Consider the following 18,759-nt stretch of genomic DNA (forward strand, 5'->3'; position numbering starts at 1 on the left):
TTTTTTTATCCAAACCATAAGCTAATGCCGCCCCTTAAGCCATCATTCCCTTCACAAAGACCTCCACAAACTCCTTCATTTTGGTAATAATCCTATCACCAATGGTTCGTGCTTGCAAAACACTTGGTCTATTGTCTAAACATTGAAAAACCTCGTCTTTTATGGGTTCTCTTCCGCTATAGATATAAGCGTCAATAAGTGATTTGAATTGTGCTTTGTCCAGGTGTTCCTCTTCGCATAGTTTGCCTAATGCGAGTACTTTTTGGTCTTGCCAGAATTTCTCAAATTCATCTTCAATGCTGTCACCGTCTTTGATGTGGGGCATATTCTCATCGATAAATTTCTGAATCAATTCCCGTTTGCTTCGTAACTGAATATCGCCACCCAATAAATCAATAATGGCTTTTCTTTGTACAGCGGCTGCCGATTCAGTTTTTGTTCCTTTCAATTGCGCTAATAATTTCAGGATATACGCCACATTGATTTGGTCTCTGTGGATTAACTCTAATTCAAAATCGATGTCATCGAGAATCGAAGTTTTTTGTTTTTCACTATCTCGTTTTACCTTTTCGTATAAGTCTAAATACTTGCTTTTGTAATCCTCAAATTCCTGCTCGTCAATGGATAAATCTTCCCAATCAAAATCAGTATAGGATTGCAAAACATTCATGGCTCGCATCAATTTTCGGAAAGCTTGTACAAATTGGGCTTCTGCTTCTTCACTTTCCAAATCATTTACGCTTTGGTAGGTTGGTGCAATTTCTCGAAGGAGTTTCAAAGCTTCGTCAAACTTCTCCGCTATTTTTTCATAATCGGGCATCGTAACTACTTCAATAGCCTCTTTATTTGAAAACAAAGTAATCGCATCGTCTGTGGCTTTTTTGAGGTTTCTAAAGGATAAAATGTTTCCTTGTGACTTCTGTTCTCCAAGGATTCGATTGGTTCTCGAAAAAGCTTGTATCAAACCGTGTTGCTTCAAGTTTTTATCCACATAAAGCGTATTTACTTTTTTGGCATCAAAACCCGTAAGCATCATATTTACTACAATTACAAGGTCTAAACGGTCTTTCTCATTGTCGAAATTTTCCTTTTCTCGGTCTTTTAATCGTTTGCTAATATTTTGAAAATATTTTTGAAATGATTCACTGTCTTTTGTTGAGTAGCTTGTGCCGTACATCCTGTTATAATTGCAAATGTAACTTTCTAGTTTGTCTCGGGTGTGCTTTCCTTGATAACTGGTTTGAGGTTCTGCCAAAACATCAAAATCGACTTCATCATCAGGAAGAAAATCTTGTGCTTCGTCTGAATCTTCATTGGCACCATAGGTAAAAATAGTGGCAATACGCAAATCGTGTTCTCCTGCCGCTTTCTTTTGTTGGAAAAGGTCGTAATACTGAATCACATTATTAATACTGCTTACCGCCAAAAGTGCTGAGTAATCTCGACTAAAGGTTTTCTGATTGTGATAGGCAATGATGTAATCGACAATTTTATTGATTCGCTTTTCCGAATCCAAAACCTCTTGCTTATCTATATCTTCGACTTCGATGTCGATAAAAGAATTGCTTTTGTTTTTGTATTTCCCCACATATTCAATCCCAAAACGCAATACGTTTTCATCCCGAATAGCATCAGTAATCACGTATTTATGCAGGCAGTTGCCAAATAAATCTTTGGTGGTGCGTTTCCCTAAATCATTCTTGGAAGCGTTTTCGGCAAATATGGGTGTTCCTGTAAAACCGATTAACTGACTTTTGTCAAAGAATTTAGTAATTCTATCGTGGGTTTCTCCAAATTGGGAGCGGTGGCATTCATCAAATATAAAGACGATTTTCTTATGGCGTAACGATTCTATTTTACCTGCAAATCGTTCTGAAACCGCATTGTTTAATTTTTGAATTGTGGTTAAAACCAACTTGGTATTATCCGTTAATTGCCGTACCAAGGATTGTGTGTTATCCGTAACATCAACGCTGTCTTTTTTGAAAGCATTGAATTCATTCATAGTCTGAAAATCCAAATCTTTTCTATCGACTACAAAAACGACTTTGTAAACCTCAGGCAAATCCATCACGATTTGGCTTGCCTTGAACGAAGTTAAGGTTTTACCCGAACCTGTGGTGTGCCAAATGTAAGCGTTTTCACTAGAGTTTTTAACTTGATGAATAATTGCTTCCGTGGCAAAATATTGATACGGTCGCAACACCATCATCACTTTATGGGTTTCGTTAATCACGATATAATGCGCTACCATTTTGCCCAAATGAGTGGGATTCAAAAAAGCAGCTGCAAACTCGGTTAACTCGGTAATATTTTTATTATTGGCATCCGCCCAAAAGAAGGTTTGTTTTACGGATTGCAATTTGTTATTTGCCAAATATTTGGTGTTCACGCCATTGCTTATCACAAACAATTGTACGTATTGAAACAAGCCGTGATTGCTCCAAAAAGAATGCAATTGGTAGCGATTAATTTGGTTAAATGCTTCTTTAATTTCTAAGCCTGAACGTTTGAGTTCTATTTGTACCAAAGGCAAACCATTGACCAAAAGCGTGACATCAAAACGGTTCTTGTAGCTTCCTTCCAGACTGATTTGATTGCTAACTTGAAATAAATTTTTGCTATTGTCTTCCGCATTAAAAAAACGAACATAAAACGAAGTGCCATCTTCCTTGGTCAATTGAAAACGATCTCGCAGCGTTTTGGCTTTTTCAAACACATTGCCTTTGGCTAAATGATTGATAATAGCGTCAAACTCTTTGGCTGTAAAATTGGTTTCGTTAAAAACTTCTAATTGCCTTTGTAGGTTGGAAACTAGCGTTTCGCCATCGGGAATGGCTACGGACGCATAATCTAAACCCCGCAATTGCTTGATTAGGTTGTTTTCTAGTACTGCTTCGGATTGATGGCTCATTTTAGTTGTGAAATTTATCTTCTTTCCATTTGGAAGGGTTGTTTTCTATATAGGTTTGTATTCTTTCGAATGCTTTTGAATCTCTAATAATATGATCGTGAAATCGCGAAAGCCATTCAAAATCAGCATGAATTTTACGCATTTCAAAACTGCATCTTCCTTTATACCACCTAATGATGCGTGATATATTTTCATTTAACATCGGATTTTTATCGCCTGCAAATCCTCCTTTTTTATTTTCACTTTGGGTTTGGGCAGGCGCTATTAATCGCGTCTCTGTATTATCATCATCATCACTATTAGCCGCGATTAATCGCGTCTCTGCGGCATCGGATGGCAATTTCATTTTATTGATTATTAATATCCCATGCATATGATTGGGCATAATCACAAAATTACCCAATTCAATGTAAGGAAATTGATTTGGAATATTTTCCCAATTGCGATGGGCAATTTTCCCTAATTCATTCAATTGCATTTCGCATTTTGCATCATCATCATTATCGTGTAGAGATGCGATTAATCGCGTCTCTACGTCGCCAAAATAACACGCCATATTTTTGGTGCATATTGTGATGAAATACGCTCCATTTTCGCCATAATCCCAATTTTGCAATCGGGCGGATGGTATTCGATATTTATTCTGAAATTTTTTCATATTTCATTATTTTATCAATCTTCTTTTCATAATGAATTTTCGATTCATTCTATTTTGATTTAATCGATCGCATTCATTGTACAGACGCGATTAATCGCGTCTCTACGTTGCATTACACAAACATTTGCTGCAACAATCCTTTTTTGAATAATTGCGTTTTTCCTATTTCCCCCGTAACGTTTTCTATTTTGGCATCGATATTCGATAAAAAATTGGCGATTTTTTGTTGTTCTGGAAGGGAAGGAAATTTAATTTTACATTTTCCGATTTCTCCAAGATTAATTTTTTTTGGAAAAGCTACATGAATTGTATTAGCCCATAATTCTTTTTGAAAATTAACAGATGATATATATTGATTTAAAAACGTTGAATTATATTTGTCATTTTGTTTAATAAGTGCTAGACTTACATAAAATGATGCCTTTATATCCCAATCAATTAAACGAGATGTACCGATATCTCCAATTCTAGTCATCAAAATATCACCTTTTTCAAGTTTTACTCGTTTATTTTCTTTTTCAAATACCTCTTCTGATATATATTTTGATTTTGTAAATTGATTTGCTGTTACATGTTCTACACTGTAAAAAGGTATTCCTGTTTCAACATAATTTGGTGTTTGATGAGTTCCATCATAATATTTTGCAATCTCTCCCAACTTTTTCTCTTCCCAATCCGCATAATCTTTTCCATTCTCGTCTTTAAACCTCAATTTTCCAGAGAACAACTGTTGCATTACGCCTTTTTTGTATTGGGATATCAATTCCTTTTTGCGGGAAAGTTGCTGTATTTTTTCATCTACCGCACTTAAAAAAGAAGCGATTTTTTGTTGTTCTGGGAGGGTAGGAAATGAAATTTCATATTGTAGCAAATCAACAACAGTAATATTTGCTTGATTTGCATTTCCTCTAGCAATACTTTTCATATAATGTTGGTATCGCTTTGTATTTATCAATCCAATAATAAATCCATTATTAACATTTTTAATGTTTTCAAATTTCAGCATATTTTGATTTAATAATCCTTCATTTTCATTATTAATATATATACCTCTTCCAACAGCGGATTCTAGCATTTCTGGCTTAGAACCAACAGTAGTAACTACTATATTTCCTTTTCTTAATTTATATTTATCATAAATTTTTGATTTAATTTCATCAATATAAACTTTTTCAACATCATTTTTTATGCGATCTGATGATAAGTCAGAAACTCGAATAATCCTCACACCATTATCTTGATAATCCTCAGATTTAAATGCGTAACCTTTGATATATTTAGTAACATCACTTAATAAACAGGTTTCCCATTCACCATCAAATCCATTAAATCGCAATTGCGGTATATTATTTTGATAGCTCATCATTAAAATGGTGTTTCAATTCCTAATTCAGTACAAAAACCCTCGATTGTTTCATCCGTTGTTTTACCAAGGTCTGCTAATTCCCGTAATTCAGTGGTTATGGCTTTTAAATCTATGGCATCTTCTTCTTCAAACGTATCTACATAACGAGGAATATTCAGGTTGTAATCGTTTTCGGCAATGGTGGTAGAGACGCGATTAATCGCGTCTGTACGATTAATCGCGTCTGTACGATCAATCGCGTCTGTACGATCAATCGCGTCTGTACAATCAATCGCGTCTGTACGGTGTATTATAATATTTTTGCTGTATTTATCTTCTTCGGTTCGGTTTTCGTAGGTGCTAATAATTTTATCAATATCCTCGGTACGCAACACGTTTTGGGTTTTCACCTTTTCAAAATGTTGGCTGGCATCTATAAACAAAATACTTCGACTGCGCTCAGCATCCTTGTTTCGGTCTTTCTTCAAAACCAAAATACAAGTTGGGATACTCGTTCCGTAAAAAATATTGGCTGGCAAGCCTATAACGGCATCGAGGTAATTCTTCTCTTTTATCAAATATTCGCGTATGTGTCCTTCGGCACCGCCACGAAACAAAACACCGTGAGGGAGCACGATGGCCATGGTTCCGTTATCAGCAAGCTGGTGCACCATGTGTTGCACAAAGGCAAAATCGGCTTTGCTACTTGGAGCAAGTTTCCCATAGGCTGAGAAACGCTCGTCGTTCATGTGCAAAGGGCTGGCACTCCAATTTGCAGAAAAAGGAGGATTGGCCACAATGGCTTCAAAACGCATATCATAATGTTGCGGGCGTTCCAGAGTATCTTCGTTCTTAATGTCAAAACGCTTGTAGTGTACGTCGTGCATAATCATGTTCATGCGACACAAGTTGTAGGTCGTAGGATTCATTTCTTGTCCGTAAAAAGCACTTACGTCTTTTACTTCTTTGGCTACTCGCAACAATAACGAACCTGAGCCACAAGTTGGGTCATAAACGCTTTTGAGTTGGTCTTTGCCCACCGTTACCAGTTGTGCCAAAACGCTGCTTACTTGTTGTGGGGTATAGAATTCACCTGCTTTCTTGCCTGCGCCACTGGCAAACTGTCCTATCAAATATTCGTAAGCATCGCCCAGAACATCGCTATCGGTATTTTCTAAATCAAAGTCGATTTCATCCAGATGCACCAAGACTTTTACGATGAGATCGTTTTTGTCCGCTTCGGATTTTCCAAGTTTATGAGAGGTTAAATCGAGGTCAGAAAACAAGTTACCAAAATCTTCTTCACTTTCAGAACCCATCGTGCTTTGCTCAATATGAGTCAAAACTTTGGCTAAATCCCCAAGGATGAAATTGTTTTTTCCGCCTGCGTTTCCTCTTCGTGCTAATTCCGAAAACAAATCGGCTGGTTCTAAGAAAAAGCCTAATTTATCAATCGATAGTTGTTTTATTTCCTGCATTAACAAAGCTTCCTCAGGATGTCCTTCTATTTCTTGGAAAGTTAAACCGTCTGGTTTTAGGATCGTGTTGGCATACAAATCCATTTTAGTACTCAGGTACTTGTAGAAAATAAAACCTAATATGTAATCCCTGAAATCATCGGCGTCCATTTTCCCACGAAGAGTGTTGGCGATATTCCAAAGTTGTTGTTCTAATTTTTGTTTTTGTTCGGCTGCCATTAAGGTTTAAAAATTGTTTTGAATTAAAATCTTTACAAATGCTAAAGTATAGAATATATAATGAAGTGTAATGAGGAAAACCGTAAAGTCAATAAACTTTCTTGTTCTCAATCCTCCCGAAACTTCGTAATCTATCGAAAATCACTCGAACTGACGAAATTATAATTAAATGCTAATTATACCCACTGGGTTTATATTTAACAGATACCCTAAAATAGCAAAGCCTCAATAATAAATTACCGAGGCTTTTATGAATTGTTTTTTAGTAAAAAATTACTTTCCGATGCAGAAATTAGCAAATATATTTCCTAATAATTCATCGTTTGTAACCTGACCGGTAATCATCCCAAACTGATATAAAGCTTCCTTGATATCAAGAGCCATCAGGTCACTGGACAAGTTGGTTTCTAGTCCAAACTTTACTTTTTGTATCTCTTCCAAAGCTTTTAGTAATGAATCGTAATGTCTTGTATTAGTTACAATTGTTTCGTTATTTCGTAAAGCGCCAGTGTTCACAAACGAGAGCAATTGATTTTTTAAATCCTCAACGCCCAGTTTTTCTTTGGCAGATATAAGTAAGATTTCTGGAATTTCTAATTTGATATTTTGGATTTCAGTTTCTTCTAATTTATCGGCTTTATTTCCAATAATTAGTAGTGGTTTCAATGGAAATTGATTCTTGATTTTTTCCAGTTCCACTTTCAACTTTAAACCTGAAACTTTAAACTCAGAACTGTCAAATAGAAAAACGACCACTTGAGCCTGTTCAATTTTTTCAAAAGTTTTACGAATCCCAATGCTTTCCACAACATCTTCTGTTTCCCGAATTCCTGCTGTGTCGATGAATCGAAAACCGATGCCGCCAATCACTAATTCATCTTCAATTGTATCGCGGGTAGTTCCTGCAATCTCTGAGACAATGGCGCGTTCTTCATTCAATAAAGCATTCAAAAGAGTCGATTTCCCTACATTGGGTTCGCCCACAATAGCAACGGGAATTCCGTTTTTGATTACATTACCAACAGCAAATGAATCGATTAGTCGTTTCAATACAAATTCGATTCTGTTTAACAACTCATGAAATTGGGTTCTGTCAGCAAATTCCACATCTTCTTCAGCAAAGTCTAATTCGAGTTCAATTAACGAAGCAAAATTCAATAATTCTTCACGCAGTTTGGCAATTTCATTGGAGAAACCGCCTCGCATTTGTTGCATCGCAATTTGGTGTGAAGCTTCATTATCTGATGAAATTAAATCGGCAACTGCCTCTGCTTGGGAAAGATCCAGTTTTCCGTTTAGGAATGCTCTGAGTGTAAATTCACCAGGATCAGCCATACGACACCCTTTGCGTAGCAATAACTGGATAATTTGTTGTTGGATATAAGTAGAACCGTGACAGGAAATTTCTATTGTATTTTCGCCCGTATAAGAATTTGGGCCTTTAAAAATTGAAACTAACACTTCGTCCAAAGTTTTGTTGTCATCTATAATATGACCTAAATGTAATGTATGCGTTTTTTGGTTGGTTAAATTTTTGTTTTTAATGGATTTAAAAACAGTATTGCCAATAGTAATGGCATCATCTCCGGAAATTCGGATTACTGCTATTGCTCCAGCTCCCGAAGGAGTTGCCAGTGCCACTATGGAATCGTGAGAAATCATATTTTTATTCAATTTTATGCAAAAGTAAGTAAAATTGACGTTGCAACAAGATGGGCTTACAAAACCATTGACTTTATTTTTAGTTAAAAATTTGCCAAACTGCTAATTATCATATTATTTCATTATTTGTTTTGTAATTTTATGTAAGTATTTGATTTGTAATAAATTAATAAAAGCATGAAAAAAATCCTATTTCCCACTGACTTTTCGGAGGTTTCTAAAAATGCTTTCATATATGCATTGAAATTGGCAGAAGCGATTCATGCCGATATTATTACATTGCATGTGTATCAAATGTTGCAACCAAAATTTGTAGATTTTTCGGCTTATTTAAATGAAGTTTATGAAGTTACGGAGTTAAGTAATTTTGAGAATTACAGAGATGAAGTTCCTGTTTTAAGAGTTATTGCCGAAGAAAATAATTTGGGACACATTAAAGTGAGTCATGTCTTAGTAATGGGAAATTTGATTGATGAAATTGAAAAAATAACGGAAGATGAAAGTATCGATTTTGTGGTTATGGGCACTAAAGGTGCGACAGGATTAAAAGAAACTTTTTTAGGCACCGTCACAACCAAAATTATGGATGATGTTAAAGCAATTGTTTTTGCAATTCCTTCACATTGCCAATATCAACCCATAAAAAGAATACTTTTTGTAACACAATTTAAGCCAAATGACTTTAATGCTTTTAAGAAAGTGATGCAATTGGCTCATTTATTAAACGCACATATTGATTGTTTGTATGTTCAGCAACACGAGCATGAAGGTAAAAATGATTTTACTGACGATTGGAAAACTATTGTTGAAAATCTTGATATAGCGCTCCATACCATTAAAAGTAATGATGTGGAGGGAGTTATTTTAAGTTTTATTGAATTGCATAAAATTAATACGATTGCAATGCTTGTGTATCATAGAAATTTCTTTGAAAAATTATTTCAAATCAGTCTTTCAAAGAAATTGGCTTTTCATGTTGATATTCCAATTTTAGCTATTCATGAATAATAAATGCAATAATTGCGCATTAACTTTCTTTCAGTCAAGGTTTTATTTGTGTTTGTAAAATACAAATACCTGATAATTATCATGTTAAATGATTGTGGATATGTTTAAATTTGATAAATGAACCTTATTAATACTTAATAAAATGAAAAGAATCCTATTTCCAACAGATTTTTCTGAAGTGGCCAATAATGCCTTTGTACATGCTTTAGAATTTGCAAAAATAGTTCAAGGTGAACTCATTTTATTGCACACATTTGATTTGCCTGTATTTGATAATCAGTTTTTTCCTGAAAATTATGCAGTTATTTATGATTCATTGGAGTTAGCTCAATTTGAAATGTTCAAAGACGAAATTCCTAAACTGCGTGCCATAGCTGAAGAACGCAATCTCGATAAAATTAAGATGTCGCACCGGCTTATGGATGGTGATTTACTTTTTAATATTAAAAGGGCGGTGAAAGAAGATAAAATTGATTTTGTTGTAATGGGAACCTCTGGCGTTACTGGATGGGAAGCTTTTTTTGTGGGAAGCAATGCTGGTTCTGCTATAATTAGTATTGATGTCCCTATGTTATGTGTTCCATTAGAAGCTAAATTTAAAAAAATTGAAACTATAGGTTTTACAACCCGTTTTAGAACTAAAGATAAAAAAGCATTAAAATTGGTTTTGGATATTGCCAAGAAAACGAATGCTAAAGTGAAATGTCTCTACGTAAAAACCAGTAGTTCTGATGTTTCAAAAGATACTATTGATAAATGGGAGACTGAGTTTATGCAAGAACCTGTAGAATTTTTTGTTATTACCAGCGATGAAATAAAAGAAATCATATTGGATTTTATTCTCTACAAAGAGATTGATGTGTTGACGATGCTTACTTATAAAAGAGGCTTTTTTGAAGGATTGTTTAAACCAAGTTTTACTAAAAAAATGGTGCCAAATTTTGATATTCCAATTTTAACGATTCACATCGAGTAAAATATTTTAATTACGCTAAATAGTTTTTATTTGTAGGAATTAGATTTAATTATTACTTCTGTTTGGGTGAGTTAAATGCCTTTGTAAGCGTTATATTTGTAGTTTATTAAATGAATTATGGAAGTATACAAAGTAAACAAAGAAAGCTTTTCAACAGCGCTAAATGCAATCAATAAAAAGTACAATAGTATTAGCTTTTTCAGGCTTCTCACTATTGTACTTTTTTTAGTGTCCATGTATTATTATATAAAAACAAACGAAACTGTTTTTATTGCTTTATCAGTATTTCTTTTTGGCTTATTTATTGTCTTGATGCGCTTTCATTCCAAGCTAGTTTTTCAAAAACAAATCAAACAAGCATTATTGGATATTAATGAAAATGAAATATCTTATTTGGAAAGAAAAAAAATCCCTTTTGAAAACGGACAGGAATTCAATGATTTTCATCATCCCTATGCGTATGATTTGGATATTTTCGGTGAACATTCCTTATTTCAAAATTTGAATAGAACCGCCACATTCATAGGAAAAAAAACATTGGCAAAACAACTTTTAGCGATTTTGCCAAACGATGAGATTCTCAGAAACCATAAAGCTGTAAAAGAATTATCCAAAAAAATAGATTGGCGTCAGGAGTTTTTGGCTTTGGCCAAAATAAGTAACGATAATAAAACTAGTTATAATGCTTTACTACAATGGAATAAATTTGAAAGTACTCCGTTGTCAAAAATGAGTATTTTGGTTTCTTTTATTGCGCCAGTACTTTTTCTTGGGACTTTTGTGGGGTATTTAATTACATCAAATACAGCGTTTTTATCGGTATTGTCAGTTCTATTTGTTTTTAATTTAGGTTTTATGGGCAATTTTTTAAAACGAATTCAAATAGAAATTGCAAATGCATCCAGCATTGATAAAATCATTAATCAATATGGTTTATTGATGCAAAAAATCGAGAATGAGTCTTTTCAGTCTGAAAAATTAATCGATTTGCAACAGAAACTAACCTTTAAAAAAGAAAATGCAAGCATCCATTTGAAACAATTGGCCTCATTATTTTCTAATATGGACACCATTGGAAATTTTGTAACGGGATTAGTATTCAACGGAACTTTTTTATTTAATTTCCATGTGTTAAAAGGATTAATTCAGTGGAAAAAAGACCATACTGAGGCTTTGGAAGATTGGTTGGAAGTTATTGGTGAATTTGAAATGTTGAATAGTTTGGCGAATCTTTCCTATAACAATCCTGAATTTGTATATCCCGCATTGAATGCTAATTTCGAAATAGATTTCACTAATTTAAGTCATCCGTTGCTAAATGAAAAAACGAGGGTGGGCAATGATGTGAGTTTTCATCCTGAGTCCTTCATGATTTTGACAGGTTCTAATATGTCAGGCAAAAGTACTTTTTTGAGAAGTTTGGGTATCAATATGGTTTTGTCAGGAATGGGTTCGCCAGTTTGTGCCAGTCAGGCTAATGTTCATCCATTGCCTGTTTTAGTGTCCATGCGATTATCAGATTCGTTGTCTGATAGTGAATCGTATTTCTTTGCCGAGATTAAACGCTTAAAGCAAATTATGGACGAATTAGAAAATGGATCTGCATTTGTTTTATTAGATGAAATTTTACGCGGAACCAATTCAGATGATAAACGAAATGGAACGATAGAAGTGGTAAAAAAAATAATTGGCAAAAAAGCTATTGGAGCTATCGCTACACATGATATAGAGGTTTGTTTGACTACAAATGAATATCCAAATGTTCTCACCAACAAATGTTTTGAAGTAGAGATTATAAATGATGATCTGCATTTTGATTACAAACTACGGGACGGTATTTGTAAAAATAGAAGTGCTACGTTCCTAATGAAAAAAATGGGTGTTATATAACAAATAGGTATATTAGAAATCATTAAAAAACAAAAAACCGCAACTTCATTGAAATTGCGGTTTTTTTAATATAAAAGTGGTTTGGTTAGTAGCGTATTTGTTTTACAATGGTAAGTATTATATTTGGATTTTAAAAATCTTAATGTAACAAAATCACAATATAATGTTAACTGTTTAGCATTACTGGCATAACAAGCATGGTAACTGTTTCTCCTTCTTCTAATCCATCAACTGGAGTAAGGATTCCGGCTCTGTTTGGTAATGACATTTCTAGCATAATCATATCCGATTGTAAGTTGGTCAACATTTCGGTAAGGAAACGCGAATTATAACCTATTTGCATATCATCACCTTGATAATCACAAGTCAATCTTTCTTCAGCTTTATTGGAGTAATCAATGTCTTCAGCAGAAACATTCAATTCAGCACCGGCGATTTTCAAACGAATCTGGTGTGTAGTTTTATTAGAAAAGATGGCCACACGACGCACAGAACTCAAAAACTGAGAACGGTCAATCATTAATTTATTTGGGTTCTCTTTAGGGATTACCGCTTCGTAATTTGGATATTTTCCATCAATTAAACGACACATTAAAACATAATTTTCAAAAGAAAAAGTAGCATTCGAATCGTTATATTCAATTTTCACTTCAGTATCTGAAGCCGAAAGAATATTTTTCAAGATATTCAAAGGTTTCTTTGGCATGATAAAATCAGCCACTTGTGAAGCCGTTACATCAGTACGGGCATATTTTACTAATTTGTGTGCGTCAGTTGCTACAAATGTTAATCCTTGTGGAGAAAATTGAAAAAATACACCAGACATTACCGGACGTAAATCATCATTTCCGGCAGCAAATATTGTTTTGCTTATGGCTGTTGCCAAAACATCAGCAGGAACAAGCGTTACTGATGGATCGTCTAAATTTACAGATTTTGGGAATTCCTCACCAGGTGCATATGCCAAAGCATATTTTCCAGAATTAGAACTGATTTCGATAGTACTGTTTTCTTCAACCGTGAAAGTTAATGGCTGCTCAGGAAATGTTTTAAGAATTTCCAAAAGTAATTTTGCAGGAACAGCAACACTTCCTTTGCTCTCTGAATCTATTCCTAAAGTAGCTGACATTGTTGTCTCTAAATCGGATGCAGAAACCGTTAGCACACTGTGATCTAAATCAAATAGAAAGTTATCTAAAATAGGCAAAGTATTACTGCTGTTGATAACGTTACCTAAAACTTGTAATTGTTTCAATAAGTACGAACTCGATACTATAAATTTCATCTGTTTTGTTTTATTTTTTAACGCATTTTTCTAAATTCAAAATACGATACATTTTACAAATATATCGTAAACAATTCTAGTTTGGAAACTTTTTTATTAACATCTACTTGCTGTATTTTCTTTTTCGAAGGAAAGTAAATAGAACACCAAAAAGCAGCAAAATTAGAATTGGAAGCCCGATAGTTATGAATTGTGTAACGGTATAGTTTTCATAAACTTTTTCTTTATCCAATAATGGTAAATCAAGATCTTTGCTTCGAATGTTAATAAGTCCGGTATCATCCAATAGATAATTAACAGAATTTATTAGAAAATCTTTATTGTCATACAAATTTCCAGATCTTTGATCGTAACCTAATTCTACAGGTTGAAAATTTTTATCCAATTGATTTTTAATCAAATCTCCATCAGAAATGACAATCATTTTACTGTCCTTGCCTTTGGTTTCAAATGTTTTTTGGTCAAAAGGCAAAACTCTATTTTCAAACATCGAATGAAACGAACCTTCCAATAAAACCGAAAGAGGTATATTTCCTTTATTCAGGTAATCTGTTGGCGAGGTTTCCTCAGTAACGCTATTCAAATTTATTTCTGCCGGTGTGCCTATTTTTCTCGAATATTGAGATGATTGCAATAAAATTGTTTTCTTGATTCCGTTTTTCAATGTATCGATTGGATTGGCAAAATCAAACCGTATTCCTCCTAAATTTTTTACTATAGGATGCTTGCTGTTAGGATAAACCTGAGGTGCAAATTTCCAGTTAAATTCCTGAAATTGAGTGGCACTTCCTTGTTCTCCGGTAGCAAGTTTTATGGGACTTCCACGTTCATCTTTTATCAAATCAGGATTGATTCGAATACCGTATTTGAAGAACATATCGTTCAAATTCAAATCTCGTGGGTACGCTAAAGTTGCTCCGGCTGAATTGTACAAACTGTCCATCTCAACAGCAACTTGATCGACAAGCCACAATGTTTTTCCGCCATTTATGATATATTGGTCTAAAACTTGTTTCTCCTCATCCGAAAAAGTTTCTGTTGGTTTAGCAATAATTGCTAAGTCGTATTTTTCTAATGCTTCTAAACTCCCTGTTGGATTTTTTGCAACCGAATCTAATGTAAATGGACCAATATGATAGCTTTCTCTAACTTGCATCAGAAACTTAGCCATTAATACATCCTGAAGCTCTCCGTTCCCTTTTAGTACCGCAATTGTCTTTTGTTTTTCTTTGGTAATTTTATTCAAGGCATCAGCAATCGAATATTCCAGATGTTGTACGGAACCAATCACTTTTTGGGTAGTGGAAGCGCCCATAATGTTTTTCAATAAAGGGATATTAACTTCTTTATTGTTATAAACTGCTATTGCCCATGGAAAAACCATTGCTTGGGATTGTTTTCCTTTGTCGTCAACTGTTATGTTTATTGGAGTCAATCCTTTGCGAAACAACTCTTTTATGTTGTCCATACTTTCGTCTTTGTTTTCCAGTGGATCCACAAATTCGAAAATGATATTTTTGTTGTAAGCTTGAAATTCTTCCAGCAATTGTCTGGTTTCTTGCTGTAATCGTTTGAATTCAGCAGGTAAATCACCTTGCATGTAGACTTTTATAGACAAAGGATTTTTTACTTGTTTGATAATATTCAAAGAAGTAGGGGAAAGGGTATATCTTTTATCTTTGGTCAAATCAAAACGATGGAAAAACGAACTGCCTATTACATTCAGAAGGAATAAAACAGCAAGAGTTATTGCAACGGATTTTAGATTGTTTTTTTTAGCTGTATTCATTACGATTTAAAAGATTTTAGATTATAAACAGTAAACGAAAGAAATGCAACCGTAATGCTTACAAAATAGATAATATCTCTAGTGTCTATTACGCCTCGGCTCATACTTTTATAATGGTCTTGCATTCCTAAAACTGAAATAAAATTTAAAAATGCAGGAGTAACGCTAGCTAAACCTTCAAACCCAAAGTAGAGAAAGAAACATAAAAATACGGCTACAATAAAGGCTACAATTTGATTATCGGAAAGAGTTGAAGTAAAGATTCCAATGGAAGAATAGCCAGCAATCAGGAATAATAATCCAAAATAAGAACCAATAGTGCTTCCCATATCAATATTTCCTTCGGGCATTCCTAAACTAGAAATTACTTTTACATAAATAAAAGTTGGGATAATTGCCATTACAATTAAAAGCAAGGCTCCAAGAAATTTCCCGTTTACTATTTGCCAAATACTCAATGGTTTCGTTAGCAATAATTCTAATGTTCCTTGTTTTTTTTCATCCGAGAAACTACGCATCGTAACAGCTGGAATAAGGAAAATAAAAATCCAAGGTGCTAATGTAAAAAAAGGAGTCAAATCAGCAAAACCGGTATTCAAGATATTGTAATCTCCTTCGAAAACCCATAGGAACAATCCGTTAATTATTAGAAAAATGGCAATAACCAAGTAGCCAATTGGCGAACCAAAAAAGGATTTTATTTCTCGTAATACTATTGATTTCATTTTTTTTGTTTAAGGTTTGAAATGTTTAAGGTTTAAAGTTTCCAATCCAACAACTTTAAACCTTAAACTATTTTTTATTCTAAAGTAACTATTTTATCTACACTCCAAGCTTCTGGTTTGTCGTTGAATAATTTTTTGGTGAATGTCCAAACCTCATAAAAAAGTTCTGAATTTCTATAATTTTCTAAATCGGCTTCATTTTCCCAATAACTGTAGGTAAAGAAAATGCTTTTATTGTTTTTATCCTGATACAGTTCTAAGAAACGATTTCCTGGAGCATTTCGTATTTTATCTTTCATTAACTCGAAGTTTTCTAAAAAAGCAGGAATATGTTCCTCATGAAAACTCAATTTTACTATTCGTACAAACATTTTTTATTGTTTAAACTTTACACAAATTTTATTATTATAATATCCCTATAATTCAAACCCAGTAAACTATTGGCAGAACCTACTTTAGAAGGATTACTTCTAAAAATAGCAATCTCTAGAAAACCGGCTTCATTGAAAATGGCTAATTTTTCCCCTTCATAATATTTAATCGGATATTTATCAGAATTCGCAATTGCCGAATAATTTGGTAAAATGGTTTTGATATTTTTGGTTTTCAATACAATCTCATAAGGTCGTCCTTTGGCCACTTCAATAAAATATTTTTTAGTAATATTAGTCACTACATTCCCAAAATGGTCAATATAAATTACGTGACCTTTTAATGAATTGCCATCAAGGGCTATTGTAGCCTGTAAGTCAGTGACTTGCTTGATGCTGTTTATTTCTTTACCAATAACGTTCATTAAACCGCCTTTGGCAATATGACAGGCTACTTTTACAAAAACATCAAGATCAGTAGCTTCATTATGCAAACGGTCATGAATATTGATAGCAACCATTTTTTGTGGAACAATTTTTTGCGAAAGCATACTCAAAATACCATTATCGGCAGCAATAAAATAATGATCATTCCATTGCATGACGATATGTTTATTTTCTTTATTTGATTCCATATCGACTCCAATGAGGTGAACCGTACCTTTTGGAAAACTCGCATAGGATGCGCCAATAATGTAACTTGCTTCTACAGTGTTGAATGGGTCTATGTCATGTGAAATATCAATAATGGATGCCTCGGAATACTCAGATAAAATCTTCCCTTTCAACGCACCTACAAAGTGATCTTTCAAGCCGTAATCGGTAGTAAGGGTAATTATTGACATAAATTTGTTTATAACTATTGGTGTTATGTAAACCTTATTTTATTAAATTTGAGAAGTGCAAAGCTAATAATAGTAAACTCAAAAAACGAAAAACAAAAAACAAATTCTATTTAAAAACTAGAAATATACCCGACAGCCAATTGATTTATAAAAAAATTAATTCTAATTTAAAACTACCTCATTTGAACGAAAGAATAATCGAGCTCATAGACATCGCTCCAAAAGACTTTTGGGGCGCTCAAGACACTCATCTTGAAACAATTAAAAAATACTACCCAAAATTGAAGATTGTTGCTCGGGGAACAACCTTAAAAGCTTTTGGAGAAAAAGAGGTTTTAGACGAGTTTGAAAAACGATTTCAAAGACTAATGTTACACTTTTCGAGATACAATAATATTGATAATAATGTAATCGAGCGTGTTATTCTTGGTGATGTTCAGGAAGACAGAAAATTTCAAGGTCAAGATAAAATATTAGTGCATGGTGTAGGAGGAAAAATCATTAAAGCAATGACCGCCAATCAACAATTGTTGGTGGATACCATGGAGAAAAATGATATGGTTTTTGCCGTAGGACCTGCAGGAACTGGAAAAACATACACTGGTGTAGCTATGGCGGTTAAGGCACTGAAAGAAAAACAAGTCAAGCGTATTATACTCACGCGTCCAGCAGTAGAAGCAGGAGAAAATCTTGGTTTTCTTCCCGGTGATATGAAGGAAAAATTAGATCCGTATATGCAACCTTTATACGATGCTTTACGAGATATGTTACCTAACGAAAAACTGGAGGATTATATTCTAAAGGGAATTATTCAGATTGCACCTTTGGCTTTCATGCGCGGTAGGACATTGGATAATGCTTTTGTAATCTTGGATGAAGCTCAAAACACAACACATTCCCAAATGAAAATGTTCTTAACCCGTATGGGGAAAAGTGCTAAATTCATGATTACCGGTGATCCAGGTCAAGTCGATTTGCCTAGAAGGACTATTTCAGGTCTTAAAGAAGCCTTGTTAGTCTTAAAAGACGTCGATGGAATTGGGATTATTTATCTTGATGATAAAGATATTGTACGTCATAGATTAGTCAAAAAAGTGATTGATGCGTATAAAATGATTGAGAATAATGATTAAACAAAAAAAGGCTTTTTAAAAAGCCTTTTTTTTGATTTGTATTAAAACATAGCACTCCAATTTTTGAATTCGATATCAGAAAGTTTATATTGATTTAAACTTTCAATAAAAGCTAAATAAGCGGTATTGAATAACGATTTTAGTTTGCAATTGTGTGATTGAAAGATACACGGTTTTGAATCGCAATTAATGATTGGTGTATCGTCTTGTTCTAATAGATGAATTAAATCACCTAATCGAATTTCTCTTGCTTTCTCAGAGATTAGTATTCCGCCATTCTTTCCTCTCTTGGTAATAATTAATTGATTTGCTGATAAGAATTGAACCACTTTAATGAGATGGTTTCGCGAAATTTTAAAAGTATCAGCTAAATCATCCAAAGAACTTTGTGGAGTGTCTTTTTTTTGATTCAGATACATCAAAACGCGCATACTAAAATCGGTAAAGTGATTCAATTTCAT

The 18,759-nt window shown here is 33.8% G+C and carries 15 protein-coding genes; 4 read left to right on the forward strand and 11 right to left on the reverse strand.

The window, feature by feature from the left end:
- Nucleotides 1–34: 34 nt before the first annotated feature.
- From T410_RS12215 to mnmE, 5 genes are all read right to left on the reverse strand, one after another.
- Complete coding sequence (locus tag T410_RS12215; RefSeq protein ID WP_035672117.1) at nucleotides 35–2,914, reverse strand: type I restriction endonuclease subunit R; 2,880 nt, start codon at nucleotides 2,912–2,914, stop codon at nucleotides 35–37.
- A gap of 1 nt (nucleotide 2,915) precedes the next feature.
- Nucleotides 2,916–3,572, reverse strand: a complete 657-nt coding sequence (locus tag T410_RS12220; protein ID WP_035672120.1) for a transposase — start codon at nucleotides 3,570–3,572, stop codon at nucleotides 2,916–2,918.
- A 112-nt stretch (nucleotides 3,573–3,684) separates the two neighbouring features.
- Nucleotides 3,685–4,938: a restriction endonuclease subunit S gene (locus T410_RS16525; protein ID WP_051929414.1), complete on the reverse strand. Its 1,254-nt coding sequence runs from the start codon at nucleotides 4,936–4,938 to the stop codon at nucleotides 3,685–3,687.
- Nucleotides 4,938–6,614 (reverse strand): type I restriction-modification system subunit M, encoded by a 1,677-nt coding sequence (locus tag T410_RS12230; RefSeq protein WP_035672122.1) that lies wholly within the window; start codon nucleotides 6,612–6,614, stop codon nucleotides 4,938–4,940. Before T410_RS12230 ends, T410_RS16525 begins: the two co-directional genes overlap by 1 nt.
- Before the next feature lie 273 nt (nucleotides 6,615–6,887).
- On the reverse strand, nucleotides 6,888–8,276 hold the full coding sequence (gene mnmE, locus T410_RS12235; RefSeq protein WP_035672124.1) for a tRNA uridine-5-carboxymethylaminomethyl(34) synthesis GTPase MnmE: 1,389 nt from the start codon (nucleotides 8,274–8,276) through the stop codon (nucleotides 6,888–6,890).
- Between the two features lie 177 nt (nucleotides 8,277–8,453).
- On the opposite strand from mnmE, the gene T410_RS12240 reads away from it, so the two are divergent.
- From T410_RS12240 to T410_RS12250, 3 genes are all read left to right on the forward strand, one after another.
- Nucleotides 8,454–9,284 carry a universal stress protein gene (locus tag T410_RS12240; RefSeq protein WP_035672126.1) on the forward strand — a complete coding sequence of 277 codons (831 nt, stop codon included), beginning with the start codon at nucleotides 8,454–8,456 and terminating at the stop codon, nucleotides 9,282–9,284.
- 142 nt (nucleotides 9,285–9,426) lie between these two features.
- Nucleotides 9,427–10,260 carry a universal stress protein gene (locus tag T410_RS12245; protein ID WP_035672128.1) on the forward strand — a complete coding sequence of 278 codons (834 nt, stop codon included), beginning with the start codon at nucleotides 9,427–9,429 and terminating at the stop codon, nucleotides 10,258–10,260.
- Nucleotides 10,261–10,377: 117 nt separating this feature from the next.
- Complete coding sequence (locus T410_RS12250) at nucleotides 10,378–12,150, forward strand: DNA mismatch repair protein (RefSeq protein WP_035672131.1); 1,773 nt, start codon at nucleotides 10,378–10,380, stop codon at nucleotides 12,148–12,150.
- Nucleotides 12,151–12,316: 166 nt separating this feature from the next.
- On the opposite strand, the gene dnaN is transcribed toward T410_RS12250, so the two are convergent.
- The 5 genes from dnaN to T410_RS12275 form a co-directional block, all read right to left on the reverse strand.
- On the reverse strand, nucleotides 12,317–13,435 hold the full coding sequence (gene dnaN, locus T410_RS12255) for a DNA polymerase III subunit beta (RefSeq protein ID WP_035672134.1): 1,119 nt from the start codon (nucleotides 13,433–13,435) through the stop codon (nucleotides 12,317–12,319).
- A 103-nt stretch (nucleotides 13,436–13,538) separates the two neighbouring features.
- The gene (gene gldG, locus T410_RS12260; protein WP_035672137.1) at nucleotides 13,539–15,224 is read right to left on the reverse strand and encodes a gliding motility-associated ABC transporter substrate-binding protein GldG; all 1,686 of its coding nucleotides are present in this window, start codon (nucleotides 15,222–15,224) and stop codon (nucleotides 13,539–13,541) included.
- Nucleotides 15,224–15,949 (reverse strand): gliding motility-associated ABC transporter permease subunit GldF, encoded by a 726-nt coding sequence (gene gldF / locus T410_RS12265; RefSeq protein ID WP_035672140.1) that lies wholly within the window; start codon nucleotides 15,947–15,949, stop codon nucleotides 15,224–15,226. Before gldF ends, gldG begins: the two co-directional genes overlap by 1 nt.
- 74 nt (nucleotides 15,950–16,023) lie before the next feature.
- Nucleotides 16,024–16,320: a putative quinol monooxygenase gene (locus tag T410_RS12270; RefSeq protein ID WP_035672143.1), complete on the reverse strand. Its 297-nt coding sequence runs from the start codon at nucleotides 16,318–16,320 to the stop codon at nucleotides 16,024–16,026.
- 17 nt (nucleotides 16,321–16,337) lie between these two features.
- Nucleotides 16,338–17,165 carry an S-adenosyl-l-methionine hydroxide adenosyltransferase family protein gene (locus tag T410_RS12275; RefSeq protein ID WP_035672146.1) on the reverse strand — a complete coding sequence of 276 codons (828 nt, stop codon included), beginning with the start codon at nucleotides 17,163–17,165 and terminating at the stop codon, nucleotides 16,338–16,340.
- A 182-nt stretch (nucleotides 17,166–17,347) separates the two neighbouring features.
- Here T410_RS12275 and T410_RS12280 point away from each other — a divergent pair, with 182 nt between their 5' ends.
- Nucleotides 17,348–18,298, forward strand: a complete 951-nt coding sequence (locus tag T410_RS12280) for a PhoH family protein (RefSeq protein ID WP_035674513.1) — start codon at nucleotides 17,348–17,350, stop codon at nucleotides 18,296–18,298.
- Nucleotides 18,299–18,339: 41 nt separating this feature from the next.
- Here T410_RS12280 and T410_RS12285 read toward each other — a convergent pair whose 3' ends face one another.
- A complete protein-coding gene (locus T410_RS12285; protein ID WP_035672147.1) occupies nucleotides 18,340–18,759 on the reverse strand; it encodes an Rrf2 family transcriptional regulator in 420 nt (139 codons plus the stop codon).

Origin of the sequence: Flavobacterium sp. 83, from assembly GCF_000744835.1 — a bacterium.
Taxonomy (GTDB): domain Bacteria; phylum Bacteroidota; class Bacteroidia; order Flavobacteriales; family Flavobacteriaceae; genus Flavobacterium.

Excerpts from the sequence above, each read along its gene's own strand:
- T410_RS12230 (WP_035672122.1), bottom strand. The coding sequence starts at position 6,614 with ATGGCAGCCGAACAAAAACAAAAATTAGAACAACAACTTTGGAATATC.
- gldG (WP_035672137.1), bottom strand. The coding sequence starts at position 15,224 with ATGAATACAGCTAAAAAAAACAATCTAAAATCCGTTGCAATAACTCTT.
- gldF (WP_035672140.1), bottom strand. The coding sequence starts at position 15,949 with ATGAAATCAATAGTATTACGAGAAATAAAATCCTTTTTTGGTTCGCCA.
- T410_RS12215 (WP_035672117.1), bottom strand. The coding sequence starts at position 2,914 with ATGAGCCATCAATCCGAAGCAGTACTAGAAAACAACCTAATCAAGCAA.
- mnmE (WP_035672124.1), bottom strand. The coding sequence starts at position 8,276 with ATGATTTCTCACGATTCCATAGTGGCACTGGCAACTCCTTCGGGAGCT.
- T410_RS12240 (WP_035672126.1), top strand. The coding sequence starts at position 8,454 with ATGAAAAAAATCCTATTTCCCACTGACTTTTCGGAGGTTTCTAAAAAT.
- T410_RS12270 (WP_035672143.1), bottom strand. The coding sequence starts at position 16,320 with ATGTTTGTACGAATAGTAAAATTGAGTTTTCATGAGGAACATATTCCT.
- dnaN (WP_035672134.1), bottom strand. The coding sequence starts at position 13,435 with ATGAAATTTATAGTATCGAGTTCGTACTTATTGAAACAATTACAAGTT.
- T410_RS12285 (WP_035672147.1), bottom strand. The coding sequence starts at position 18,759 with ATGAAATTGAATCACTTTACCGATTTTAGTATGCGCGTTTTGATGTAT.
- T410_RS12220 (WP_035672120.1), bottom strand. The coding sequence starts at position 3,572 with ATGAAAAAATTTCAGAATAAATATCGAATACCATCCGCCCGATTGCAA.
- T410_RS12275 (WP_035672146.1), bottom strand. The coding sequence starts at position 17,165 with ATGTCAATAATTACCCTTACTACCGATTACGGCTTGAAAGATCACTTT.
- T410_RS12250 (WP_035672131.1), top strand. The coding sequence starts at position 10,378 with ATGGAAGTATACAAAGTAAACAAAGAAAGCTTTTCAACAGCGCTAAAT.
- T410_RS12245 (WP_035672128.1), top strand. The coding sequence starts at position 9,427 with ATGAAAAGAATCCTATTTCCAACAGATTTTTCTGAAGTGGCCAATAAT.
- T410_RS16525 (WP_051929414.1), bottom strand. The coding sequence starts at position 4,938 with ATGATGAGCTATCAAAATAATATACCGCAATTGCGATTTAATGGATTT.